This window comes from Bilifractor sp. LCP19S3_H10, assembly GCF_052119185.1.
Classification (GTDB): domain Bacteria; phylum Bacillota; class Clostridia; order Lachnospirales; family Lachnospiraceae; genus Bilifractor.
Window position 1 is genome coordinate 34,064 of record NZ_JBQKFT010000021.1, and the last position, 12,731, is coordinate 46,794.

Annotated in this window: 9 protein-coding genes; 8 read left to right on the plus strand and 1 reads right to left on the minus strand. The window is 49.5% G+C overall.

Annotated features, from left to right (window positions below; all coding sequences use genetic code 11):
• Window positions 1-437: 437 nt before the first annotated feature.
• Complete coding sequence (locus ACTQZS_RS13115; RefSeq protein WP_441476204.1) at window positions 438-872, minus strand: hypothetical protein; 435 nt, start codon at window positions 870-872, stop codon at window positions 438-440.
• 473 nt (window positions 873-1,345) lie between these two features.
• On the opposite strand from ACTQZS_RS13115, the gene ACTQZS_RS13120 reads away from it, so the two are divergent.
• The 8 genes from ACTQZS_RS13120 to ACTQZS_RS13155 all read left to right on the plus strand — a co-directional run.
• Entirely contained in the window at window positions 1,346-3,028 is a 1,683-nt protein-coding gene (locus ACTQZS_RS13120) for a phospho-sugar mutase (RefSeq protein ID WP_441476205.1), read from the plus strand.
• Between the two features lie 583 nt (window positions 3,029-3,611).
• Entirely contained in the window at window positions 3,612-4,406 is a 795-nt protein-coding gene (locus ACTQZS_RS13125) for a carbon-nitrogen hydrolase family protein (RefSeq protein WP_441476206.1), read from the plus strand.
• A 263-nt stretch (window positions 4,407-4,669) separates the two neighbouring features.
• Window positions 4,670-5,119, plus strand: coding sequence for a hypothetical protein (locus ACTQZS_RS13130; RefSeq protein ID WP_441476207.1), 450 nt, complete (start codon window positions 4,670-4,672; stop codon window positions 5,117-5,119).
• Window positions 5,116-6,054 (plus strand): 1-phosphofructokinase family hexose kinase, encoded by a 939-nt coding sequence (locus ACTQZS_RS13135; protein ID WP_441476208.1) that lies wholly within the window; start codon window positions 5,116-5,118, stop codon window positions 6,052-6,054. Before ACTQZS_RS13130 ends, ACTQZS_RS13135 begins: the two co-directional genes overlap by 4 nt.
• A 30-nt stretch (window positions 6,055-6,084) precedes the next feature.
• Entirely contained in the window at window positions 6,085-7,317 is a 1,233-nt protein-coding gene (locus ACTQZS_RS13140) for an NADase-type glycan-binding domain-containing protein (protein WP_441476209.1), read from the plus strand.
• Window positions 7,318-7,527: 210 nt separating this feature from the next.
• Entirely contained in the window at window positions 7,528-7,767 is a 240-nt protein-coding gene (locus ACTQZS_RS13145) for a polya polymerase (protein WP_441100523.1), read from the plus strand.
• Between the two features lie 542 nt (window positions 7,768-8,309).
• Complete coding sequence (locus tag ACTQZS_RS13150) at window positions 8,310-10,205, plus strand: hypothetical protein (RefSeq protein ID WP_441476210.1); 1,896 nt, start codon at window positions 8,310-8,312, stop codon at window positions 10,203-10,205.
• A gap of 27 nt (window positions 10,206-10,232) precedes the next feature.
• The coding region (locus ACTQZS_RS13155; RefSeq protein WP_441476211.1) for a Spy0128 family protein at window positions 10,233-12,731 on the plus strand (2,499 nt) is incomplete at its 3' end.

A 12,731-nucleotide genomic window follows, 5' to 3' on the forward strand; every position in this document is an offset into this window, starting at 1 on the left:
TATGGTGAACAGTACCACCAGAAATGAAAGGCAGGACAGACGCACAATAATGGATATTCTCTTCTGCGGGGACAGCTTTTGGGAGGAGAAGATACGGAACCTCCGTATTGTGTTATTGGTATTAGCTGTACTGTTTATCATTGTATTTGAAGTATTCGAAATGGTATTCGTAGTCGCATTCAAAGTAACACCTCCTGCTATCTTTATGATAGTAAAAGGTGTTGTGCGAATCTATCACCGGACAGCTAAATGTGCGTTAAAGGGAAGTTAAATTCCGGATCGTAAAAGGAAATCCGGATTCGGGGATGCCTGTGACTCGGGGCGCTGCGATCCGGCGGGGCTGTGAGCCTGGGCACTGCGATCCGGCGGGGCTGTGAGGCCTGGAACCGGCTGTCCTGCAGGTCTGTCGGTGGAGCAGCGGGATTCCTTCTGCTCGGTCAGCCGGGAAGCTGGGACGCGTACTTTTCGTAGAGCTCGGAAAGCCTGTCATATTCTTCGGTACTGAGATTTTCTTTTGCGTACTGCATCAGCCCGTCGTAGTCGCGGTTCTGGATGTAGGAGCCTGCGGCAGCAATGGTGGACGGCGTCAGGTGGTTCTGCAGAATCTGTGCTGCCTCTTCCTTGTCGGAATCGGAGATGGAGCCAATCGCCTGCTGAACGGCAGAGGAGTCCGGGCTGTTTCCGGCAGCCTCAAGGATCTGCTGTGTGATGGTATCGCTGAGCTTATCCGTGATCGCGTCCGCGGCCAGCTTCTGAACATGGCTGCGGTTCACATAGAGAACAGCAGCTGCGACAATGAGCAGCAGAACGAGTGTGAGCAGAACGTTTCTGAATATATGAGAGCGGCGTCTGCGCCGGCGGTATCTTGACATAGTATTCCTCCTTTAATAAATTAAATTGTAACACAAAAACGCCGAAGCGACTCTGACTCACTTCGACGTCTTTTTTTAAAAATGAGGGGGGAGATGTGACAGCCGGTATGTCTATCAGCTGTCTGACTAATACATTACGGGATAATTGTGTCGAAAGTGTGGACTTGAGGTAAAAGAATTCTAAAAAACCGGGGAGGATTGCTCCCCTGCCCGCAACTGTCCATCCCCTGCCAGTAACTGTCCATTCTCCCCTGCCAGTAACTGCCCATTCCTTGACAAGCTATACGAAATTCAGTAAAATTATTTTGCATGAAAAGCACGAAAATATGTGCCTGCTTCAAAACCGATTTGTTGGTTTTGCCAGTAAAGACGGAGGCGCTCCGACAGGATAGTCAGAACGGGAATCCCCTGTTTTCGGGCGGCAGCCGACCCATGCAAATATCCGGAATGATAAGGAAGAACGGAGGAATCAAATGTATCAGGACGATTACAAACGCTGGTTAAATGCGGATCTCATTGATTTTGATCTGAAGAAGGAACTTCGTGATATTGAGGGCGATGACGAGGCGATCAAGGATCGTTTTGCGGTGAAATTGCAGTTCGGAACGGCAGGACTTCGCGGAACGCTCGGCGCCGGCACAAACCGGATGAACATTTGGGTTGTAAGACAGGCCACCCAGGGTGTGGCGGACTGGGTGAAGACCCAGGGCGGAACACAGACCGTGGCAATCAGCTATGACAGCCGTCTGAAGGGATGGAATTTCGCAAGAGATGCGGCGGGCGTGCTCGCGGCAAACGGAATCAAGGTGCGCATCTACGATGAGCTGATGCCGGTTCCGGCACTGAGTTTTGCGACCAGATACTACAAGTGCAACGCCGGCATCATGGTGACAGCTTCTCATAACCCGGCAAAGTATAACGGATATAAGGCTTACGGACCGGACGGATGCCAGATGACCGATGACGCGGCTGCTGTTGTATACGATTCGATCCAGAAGACCGATGTGCTGACAGGCGCAAAGTATATGTCCTTTGCGGAGGGCGTTGAGAAGGGGCTGATTCAGTTCGTCGGCGACGACTGCAAGGAGGCATTATATGCCGCGATCGAGGCGAGACAGGTAAGACCGGGCCTTGCAAAGACCGCGGGACTGAAGCTCGTGTATTCTCCGCTGAACGGAACCGGACTCGTACCGGTTACCCGTGTTCTGCAGGATATCGGAATCACGGATATCACGATTGTTCCGGAGCAGGAGTACCCGAACGGATATTTCACAACCGCTCCGTATCCGAACCCGGAGATTTTCGAGGCATTGAAATACGGACTTGAGCTTGCGAAGAAGACCGGTGCGGATCTGATGCTGGCGACAGATCCCGACGCGGACCGTGTCGGCATTGCCATGAAGTGTCCGGACGGCTCCTATGAGCTGGTATCCGGAAATGAGATGGGTGTGCTTCTGCTGGATTACATCTGTGCCGGACGCATCGAGAAGGGAACCATGCCGAAGAACCCTGTAGCGGTGAAGTCCATCGTATCGACTCCGCTGGCGGATCTTGTGGCAAAGCATTACGGCGTGGAGCTGAGACATACGCTGACCGGCTTCAAGTGGATCGGCGATCAGATCGCGCAGCTGGAAGCAGCCGGAGAAGTGGATCGCTTCATCTTCGGATTTGAGGAGAGCTACGGATATCTCGCCGGCCCGTATGTGCGGGACAAGGATGCCATCATCGGATCCATGCTGATCTGCGAGATGGCGGCGTATTACAGAAGCATCGGTTCCTCCATCAAACAGCGTCTGGAGGAAATCTACAAGGAGTACGGCCGTTACCTGAACAAGGTGGACAGCTTCGAGTTCCCGGGACTTTCCGGAATGGACAAGATGGCGGGAATCATGGCAGAGCTTCGCCAGAATCCTCCGGCAGACTTCGCGGGCAGGAAGGTAGTAAGCGTCACCGATTATGAGGAGCCTGAGAAGACAGGCCTTCCGAAGGCCAATGTACTGATCTACGGTCTCGAGGACGGCGCTTCCGTTGTTGTGCGGCCTTCCGGCACGGAGCCGAAGATCAAGGCGTACTATACGACAAAGGGAAAGGATCTTGCGGAGGCCGAGGCCGAGAAGGAAGAACTCGCGGCAGCGCTGAAGCCGATCTTTGAGTAAGCAAGACAAAGTGCGTACAAATACAAAGCGCGTACAAATACGTTGAGGATAGGCAAATTCTCTGAAAATCAGTCAAGAAAAATGCGGTCATAAGACCGCATTTTTCTTGTACAGGCGGCATACAGACGGCGCCATGATATTTGACAGGAGCATAAAATTAAAAGTAAGCTTGTCTGGTTCCGGATATACATCTCGAATCGCGGAAGAACAAATGAATGATATCGGGATGATATCTGGTTTATCTTGTTGTATTCGCGATTATTTGTTATATCTTGTGTTAAGGAAGAAAGAAAAAGTCATGTAAGCCGTTGAAGAGGGCGGCCGCACAGGCTACAATGAATAAGGGAATAATAAATCCAAAAGCATCCGGTTGATTTTGTGTCGAAATCATTAGGCAAGTAAAAGAACCGCACAGCAGAAGAACCGCAAGGCAAAAGAACCGCAAAGCAGAAGACCAGCAAACAGAAGTACAGCAGAGCAGAGGAACCACAAACGGCTATATGATTCATTATGGCGCCATACTGCACCTACTGCCACCTACTGCGTAAGAAGCGTTATAGGCGAAATAGGAGGATGGACATCGATGAGGATTGCGCAGATTCAATCGCATGTGTACAAAAACAAACAGGAAAATTTGGACATGCTGGCGGAGAAGCTGAACGGACTCGATGGGAAAGCAGTCGATCTGGTGACGGTCGGAGAGATGTTCACGACGCCCTATGAGACGTCCTGTTTTCCGGAATACGCGGAGCCGGAAGGTGGCGAAAGCTGGAGACAGCTTTCTGATATGGCGAGAGGGCATCGGATCTATCTGTCTGCCGGGTCCGTCCCGGAGGTGGATGCAGAGGGCCGCGTATACAACACAGCCTATGTGTTTGACCGGGAGGGAAGACAGATCGCAAAGCACAGGAAGGCGCATCTGTTTGATATCAATGTAGAGGGCGGGCAGCATTTCCGGGAATCGGATACGCTGACAGCTGGAAAGGGGGCGACCGTCTTCGACACGGAGTTCTGCAGGATGGGTATCTGTATCTGTTTTGACTGCAGGTTTCCGGAGATGGTGCGCGAGATGGTTCTGTCCGGCGCGAAGGTGGTGCTGGTTCCGGCATCCTTCAATATGACCACGGGTCCTGCGCACTGGGAGCTGATGTTCCGTTCGCGGGCGGTCGACAACCAGTGCTATATGGTCGGGACATCGGACGCCAGAGATCCATCCTTTTCCTACGTGTCCTGGGGACATTCCATGGTGGTTTCACCGTGGGGAGATGTCGTGGCAGAGATGGATGAAAAGGAGGGCGTGCAGATCACGGATCTGGACCTGCCGCTGGTGGACAAGGTGCGCCGGGAGCTTCCGCTGCTGCAGTCACTCAGAAGCTGACAATTTCGACTAAATAAAATTTTCAGACCAGATTCAGACGATATATAGTAAGATAATAACAGAACACTATGCCCAGCGGATGGTGCATCAGAATATGAACGAGATAAAACACGCTGCGCGAGTTTTATCTCGCTATCGCGACGCTCGCCGCACACGAATACTTCGCATTCGGCTGCGGCTCACTGTTCGCGTAAATAACTCAGCTGCTTTGTTGCCTTGCAGCTCCCGCAGCTGCCACATATATGAACAGGAAGGAATCAGATATGGAAATTTCCAGCGCAGTATATATTTTCCTTGAGGACAAGAAACGAATCGACAAGTTCGGACCGGAGGATGGACATCCGGCGATGACCGGCCTGAACATCCTGCATTTCCTGCAGGAGCGGCTTCGGAATAATGAGATGGAGAAGTTCGCAGAGATTGTCCAGGGGTGTCAGTTCATTCCCTATGATGAGACGCAGACGGACGCGAGAACGGACCGGTCGGGCGATATCCTGGGGCTTCTCTGGAGAAAGGGCTCGATGAAGCTGTATAACAGCGAGGACTACGCAGATGTCGTGGACTATGTGTACATCATCGATCTGGACAGCCGATACCTTCGGATTATCAATAACTATGAATACACCATTTCATTCGATGAGATGGAAACGCTGTCGGACGATGATTACCTGGAGAAGATTGCGGCGTATGAGGGAGACGAGGAGGAGTCATGATCGCAACAGTAACGATGAATCCCTGTATCGACAAAACCCTCACCATCCGTGGATTTTCCTACGGCGGGCTGAACCGCGTACAGACGAAGCGGTCAGATTTTTCCGGAAAAGGAATTAACGTCTCCATCGTGCTGAATCAGCTTGGAATTTCGGTGCGGACCTTCGGTATCAATTACACGAAGAACGGGCAGGATTTTTCGAAGGGGCTGGAGGCGCTCGGCATTCATTATGAGGCATATATGGCGGAGGGAGAGGTCCGGGAAAATATCAAGGTCATGAACGAGGAAGACCGTGTCACGACCGAGCTGAATCAGAAGGGAGATCCGCTGGACGCGAAAACCATACGGGCGTTCACGGATCAGCTGATGGAACAGCTGTCGGATCCGGAGATCGACATGGTAGTGATCACCGGAAGCGTACCGCTGGGCGTGCCAGCCTCATTTTACAGAGATCTGACCGCTGCGTGCAGGAGGATTGGGAAAAAGGTGATTCTGGACGCGGAAGGAGAGCTTTTTCTGGAAGGAATCCAGGCCTGTCCCGATGTAATCAAGCCGAATCTGTATGAGTTTGAGACGGCATTCGGCCTGGAAAATCCGGGCAGGGAGGAGATCCTGCGAAAGGCGGGAGAAATCATCGATGGAGGGGTCGGGATCATCTGCCTGTCTATGGGCGCGGAGGGCGCCATGATCGTCGGCCGTGAGGGGGCATGGATCTGTCCGCCGGACAGAATTGATGTCAGAAGCACACAGGGAGCCGGAGATTCCATGGTGGCCGGAATGTGTGTGGCGATGGAAAAAGGCCTCCCGCTTTCGGAGATCCTCCGTTATGGAGTGATTGCCGCGGATGGGTCGCTGATCCGGGAAGGCACGCAGCTTTGCACAAGAGAGAATTTTGAAAGGTTCCGGAAGGAAGTCCGGGTCTTCAGAGCAGATTGACTAAGAAAAAACTGGAGGGACTGGAATTTTATGAGATGTCCATATTGTGGTGAACAAAATCCGGATACTGCGAGGCGATGTTCCCGCTGCGGCAGACGGCTGGATAAGGTTCGGGTAAAAAAGAGAGAGCGCCAGCTGCTGCTTATGGGAATTATCCTGATTCTGGTGATTCTTGCCGCGGGAATCGGCGCGATGTTCGGCATATCGAAATTCCTGAAAGACGGACAGAACAATTCTCCGCAGAAGGTCACGATTAAGGCAACGCCGACTCCGGAGGAGGAATCGGTCACAAGTTCCTCGTCTTCGGTTTCTGTCTCTTCCACCTCAGAGCCATCTGTGACGCCGGGGGCAGAGGAGGACAAGCTGACAGCCTCCATTGTGGACGCAAGCCGTCAGTCGCAGATTGATCTGCTCGGGTATTCACAGGTAACCGTGGCGAGCGCCGATGCGACATCGACGATTTCGCAGGCGGGAATCGACAACACACCGCATGTTCTGTACGATGGATCGAAGGACAGCAGCTGGCAGGAAGGAATGGACGGATCCGGAATCGGTGAGAGTGTCACCTATCATCTGGATCAGGTCTGCAAGGTGAGATTCCTTGTGCTGCGCCTCGGAAACTGGTACGGCTCGGATGATAATTACACCATGAACAACCGTCCGAAGACGATGACCTTCGAGTTCGGCGATCAGAGCGTTCAGGTCACCTTCCCGGACGAGAAGAAGGAATTCTGCGTGGAGCTCTCGAAGGATGTCGAGACATCCGAGATCAAGATGACCATCGACGAGGTGTATAAGGGAACGGATTATGATGATACCTGCATCAATGAGGTTGACGTCTACGGAGTTCCGACCGGAGAGACAGCGGCGGGAGCGGGAACGGATACAAACGGTGCGGCAGGTACAGGGACGCAGTCTGCCGGAGCCTCAGGATCCGGTACCGATGCTTCCGCGTCCGGAACTGCGGGAACGGCAGGCGGCGCAGCTGGCGGAGCAAATGGAAGTACAGGAGCAGGAAACACAGCCGGCGGAACCGGAACCAACGGCGCGGGAACGAACGGTACGGATATCTACGGAGGTGCAGGAAGCTACGGCGGAACAGACAGCAGCACATATGGCAGCGGCAATGCCGGCGGCAGCTACAGCAGCGGCAATGCCGATGGCACCTATAACAGCGGTTACGGAGCAGGGGCCGGCTATGGGGACGGCACGTACGGTGGGACTGCGAACTACGGACAGACGAATAATTACAATGGATATTAAAAACTGCCTTCAATTCATACAGAATTCATGGTATGATGAAATTTGTCCGGAGGACATCAGGCAGGACGAGTTTTAATTCATACAGAATTCATAGCGCATTGAAATTTGTCTGAAGGACATCGGGCAGGATGAGTTTTTGTCCCAAGAATAAGAGGACAGGATCATCAGAAGAAGGTAAGCAGTAGAGAACAGTATTGGAGGTGTACAACAATGAAACTGCAGAACATTAAGGATGTAGACGGTTTTTTCAAGGTGATTGATAATTGCAAGGGCCGCGTAGAGCTGGTTACCGCAGAGGGCGACAGACTGAACCTCAAATCCAAGCTCAGCCAGTATGTATCACTGGCAAATATCTTCTCGAATGAGGCAGCAATTCCGGAGCTGGAGATCGTAGCTTCCGAGCCGGAAGATATCAAGGCCCTGATGGATTTCATGATCCAGGGAAACTGACGGATTTCGAGATCCGGCAACGGACGGATTTCAAGATGTAATTGCAGAGCAGATAATATCATAATGAATAAGAAGGATAACCGCCGGGCGGATGCAGAGATGTATACTCCCAGGCGGTTATTTTTTTGCCGGGGAAAATGGTATTACCAATTGTTGGACAATACATTATTCAATAAAAAATAATTCAGATACTTGCATATGGATGAAAATGGTTTTATATTAATAAATAATCATACCTTGGAAACATAATATTCGTGAAGGTACATAAGGTACTGTAACAAAGACAAGCAGGGATACAGCACTTTTGTATCGGAAATGAACAGCAATTGTGCAACCCATAAATAAATATTAGCAGGCATTATCAGAGGATTGCTTTTCAGATTGCGGGAAAAGCGGTCCTTTTTTGGGACGATTCACGGAAACGTTTTCGGAAGGCCTGCACAGGTTTCAGGGATGGTGTGATTTAAGAAAAATCATGCATATAAGAATAATCAGCTATTGCAGTATTTGAATAGGAACAGGATGGGAAGGGAGAGAGATAGATGAGAGAGAAGAAGAGCTACAGAAAGCTGCTGATGAGGGCTTCTGCACTGGCTATGTCGGCCTTTATGATGACCGCGGCGGCACCGCCGGTGTGGGCGGACGGGACGCAGGAGAACAGCGTTGTTTCGGAGTCCGCCGGGAGCACGGATGACAAACCCGGGGTAAAATCGGGTTCAAATGACAAGAAGGGTGACTATACGATCACCTTCCAGGACGAAAAAGGCAATGTTCTGGAGTCATTCGATGCATCGAAGGGTGAAAAATGGGGACCCTCCGGGGATATTTCGGTGCGTTCCACCTTCTATAAAAACGGGAAAGATTACGATATCGTGAGCGGACCGGAGGGGGCACTCAGCGCCGAATCTGATTGTATGCAGGTTTCCTCTGAGTATGACATTGAAGGCGATATGGTCTTCACCTACCGTGAGCATCAGAAAAATGCGGATTCTGCGGCTTCGCAGAAGACCTACAAGTGCATGACAGAGGATGGTGGCATGCTGCTTTATATGTTCACCGGATCAAAAGACATGATTCCGGAGACGCTGGCGCCGGGAAGCAAGCTGTACACCAGATCCTCAAAGGAGAATGACAGCAAGGATACCGCAGTTGAGAACGTCTACTACACTCTGACCAAGGATACTGACACGCGTTATCCGGTCACCGTCAACTATGTGAACGCAGATGACGGAAGCACGATTACGTCCAGAACCTTTTATGTAAACGGAAAGACAAAAACCTTCGAGGCTCCGAATGCATTCTCCGTGACAGAGGATGGAAAAACCGTGAATTATCATGCGAAGGATCCAACGAAGATTACACATGAGGTTTCCGATACCACAAGGACTTACACGATCCGGTATCAGAAGCAGACGGCAGATTCGGGACAGAGCTACAGCTGGTACATTCTTCTGTACAACTCCGAGACAAACCGCTGCATCGATTCGAAGGTTGTCAAGGTGAAACCGGGCAAGGATGGAACCTTCACGCCGGAGAAGAAGATCACGAAGAACGGAATTACTTACACGATCAATAAGGCGTTTGACAGGTCGTTCACCCATTCGTATGACGACAGCAATCACACGATGTATGTCTACTATGATCCGGAAGGCTACAGCAATTCGTCCGAGGTCAAGAGTAGAGAGATCAATATCCAGTATGTAGACATCGCAAACGGAAATGTGCTTCAGAGCCGGACACAGACCGTAACCTCAGAGGGTGATACGAGAATTGATTTTCCGGACAGCTTTGATATCAATAACGTACATTATCTTCGGATCGCCGGCCAGGCTGCGTATGTAGATCACAACTTCTATTCCCCGAAGGAGACCTATACCGTTTATTACTACGATGAGAACAACACCGCATTCCAGAAAGTGGTCATCACCAGAGAGGAAGTGCAGGAGGTGACCGTCACAGACGGCGGTACAACGTATCGGGTCATCCCGGGAATTACAAGAACGGTTATGCGGAATACAGACACAGGAGTCAGTACGGTAGTGTCAACCAATGATTCCACAGGCGCAGCGATCGCACCAGTTGCTGCCGGGAACGTATCGAATGGAACGGCGAATACCGGAAACAGCACAAACGCGAACGCAGGAAACGGCACTGCAGGAACGGATGAAACTTCTTCCGCTGCAGGTGCAGGAACAGCCAACACTGCAGGAACGGATAACAACGCAGCGGGAAGCGACAATGATTCCGGTGATGTTTCCATTGATGGTGTTCAGGCAGACGAGATTCAGACACCTGAGAGCAATATCAAGCTGAATTCCGATAAGGACAAGAATTCCACAAGGAACCTTGTCATCATGGTGATCAGCATTGCGGCTCTTGCGGTGTGTGCGGTTCTTGCGGTTCTGCTTATACGCAGAAGAAAAGCCCTGAAACACTGACGGTACTATGCGGGAGGAGAGAGAACGATGAAGAACAAGAATACATTCCGAAAATGGATGGCGCTGTTTCTTTCCATTTCCATGGTGGCGGCAAGCGGTATTACATCCAATGTAAGACTCCGCGCTGCTGAGGATACACCGGTACAGGAGACAACCGCCGAGGGAACGACGAGTGCAGATACCGATGCTTCCGCTTCGGAGAATGCGGATGAAACAACGGTAGCAAACGTAGATCAGAACGATACCACCAGAACCGAGGAGATCGGTCTGAACGGTACCGAGCAGGCAGCGGAGGAAAGTGCGGCTCCGTCTGCGGAAGAAAATAAAAATGCGGAAACCGCAGCAGAAGCGGAGCAGGGAACGACACCTGCAACTGTTGCCGACTCCGAAAATAAGGAAACGGCGGCGGATTCTACAGCATCTTCTTCCGTATCCTCATCTTCTGAGGAGGAAGACAAGAACCTTACTGCATCTGAGCAGATCGATGAAGCCCGCAAGGATGCGACCAAGAGAGAATATTCCTATGAGGATGATCTGGTAAGCGTAACAGCAACCCTCGATGACCCGAAGGCAGTTCCGGATAATGCGGAGTTCCGTGTAACGCCGGTCACAAAGGACAGTACGGATTATAATTACGATGCTTACATGAACGCTCTGAACGACGACGCGGCAGCATCGTCTGATTCTGATACAGAAAAACAGTACACCGACGAGAACACCCTTCTGTACGATATGGCCTTCATCTATCCGGTAGAAGAGAAGGATGAAGACGGCAATGTAACACAGAAGGAAGTAGAAGTACAGCCGGCAGAAGGCGCAGTAAAGATCAGCGTAAATTTCAAGAAAGATCAGCTGACCAAGAGCCTTGACGCAGACAATGATTCCGATGTTGAGATCAAACACCTGCCGCTGACCGATGCGGTGAAGGAGAGCAACGACACAACAGCAGATGCTACCAATATCAGTGCAGATGATGTGAAGGTAGAGGATGTTAACGCGGATGCTTCCGTTGATAACAATTCCGTTGACTTCAGTGCTACAAGCTTTTCAGTATTTGCAGTTCATTCTGATCCGAATGTTTCCGCTGTGAAGATTCAAGATATGAATCTGCAGTCGGCACTTGGCGAAGGGTATGACTATGGTATTGTAGCAAACAAGTATAGCCAGAGTGGCGATACTGAGACCAATGTAATGGTTGGATCGTATACATCAAGTGCTGCTGAGGTAGGCGCATCCAGTAATTATAGCAATGCGGGTGGTAATGACTATTTTGGTTCATTCGATGATAATATAAATCTTGTGCGCTTTCATCAGTCACCGGCAAATGTTTATCTTGGCAATAAAGCGTGGACACAATATGAGTCGAAGACTGTAAAATTGGAAGGAATTAATGGTAGTAATATTGAACAAAAAAGCATTGATGTTTCTAAAGTAATAAATGATATCAACACAAACTTTGCAAAATATATTCCTGCTGAATTACCAGATGAAATAAAAACTTTGGAAAATGGAAAAGATAGTAATCAGCAACCGTGTGATTTAATACTTGATTTTACAAGATCAGATGCTGGTACTTACTTGGTTAACTTTACTGGAAAGCAGATTTCAACTGCAGACGCAACAAAAAATCTGAATATTAAAAAAAATGATGATCAGACCATTGTTTTCTATTGTACAACGAGTGGTGAACTCGACATCAATGATTATGAAGTCAATGGCATTTCGATGAATACCTATGTGGCAAATAAGAGTGAAGAAGCAGATAATATCATGCAGCAAATTATATTCTATGCTCCTAATGCTACTAAACTCAATATAACTAAAGAGACGAGTGGTATTTTTATTGCACCCAAAGCTGAGTTTTCCAAAAGCAATACTTCGGGCGGAGTTTTGGTTTGTGATAAGTATAGTGGAGGAAATGGCGAATGGCATTATCACAATCATAATTTGCAGGCTCCAGCTGAAGCAGGATACAAACTTAAAGCAAAGAAGAATTTTGAGGGAGGGACATTAAACGGAAACGATTTCAGTTTTAGTCTTTATAATGCAGATGAAAACTTTAAGATAAAGGGATCTCCTATTCAGACTCAAAAGAATGAGTCGTCTGGTGATATTCAATTCGATAACATTACGTATAACCAAGAAGGAATAAATTATTACGTATTAAAAGAAAATAATACGGAAAAACCTAATGTAAAGTATGATTCAACCGAATATCATATTACAGTCCAGGTAAAATTAGATAATGTAAGTCATAAATACGTAGTAGACAGCTCATCTATTACGGACGCAAATGGTAATCCGAGTGATATTCCTGTATTTAATAATACTTATAATAGTACACATGATGCTAAGGGCGAGATCCAACTCGATGTCACAAAGGAACTGAAGAACCGCGAGTTCCAGGAGGGTGATAACTGGACGTTTACACTGGCAGGAAAGGATACGGACTATACGGATCCGATGCCGGAAGGAAAAGGTAACGTCATCACTGCGGATGCAACAAGCGGAAGCAGCAAGACATAT

What these genes read in the sequence shown, in the direction of transcription:
- ACTQZS_RS13115 (WP_441476204.1), bottom strand. Translation starts at nt 872, where the DNA reads ATGTCAAGATACCGCCGGCGCAGACGCCGCTCTCATATATTCAGAAAC.
- ACTQZS_RS13125 (WP_441476206.1), top strand. Translation starts at nt 3,612, where the DNA reads ATGAGGATTGCGCAGATTCAATCGCATGTGTACAAAAACAAACAGGAA.
- ACTQZS_RS13135 (WP_441476208.1), top strand. Translation starts at nt 5,116, where the DNA reads ATGATCGCAACAGTAACGATGAATCCCTGTATCGACAAAACCCTCACC.
- ACTQZS_RS13150 (WP_441476210.1), top strand. Translation starts at nt 8,310, where the DNA reads ATGAGAGAGAAGAAGAGCTACAGAAAGCTGCTGATGAGGGCTTCTGCA.
- ACTQZS_RS13130 (WP_441476207.1), top strand. Translation starts at nt 4,670, where the DNA reads ATGGAAATTTCCAGCGCAGTATATATTTTCCTTGAGGACAAGAAACGA.
- ACTQZS_RS13145 (WP_441100523.1), top strand. Translation starts at nt 7,528, where the DNA reads ATGAAACTGCAGAACATTAAGGATGTAGACGGTTTTTTCAAGGTGATT.
- ACTQZS_RS13120 (WP_441476205.1), top strand. Translation starts at nt 1,346, where the DNA reads ATGTATCAGGACGATTACAAACGCTGGTTAAATGCGGATCTCATTGAT.
- ACTQZS_RS13140 (WP_441476209.1), top strand. Translation starts at nt 6,085, where the DNA reads ATGAGATGTCCATATTGTGGTGAACAAAATCCGGATACTGCGAGGCGA.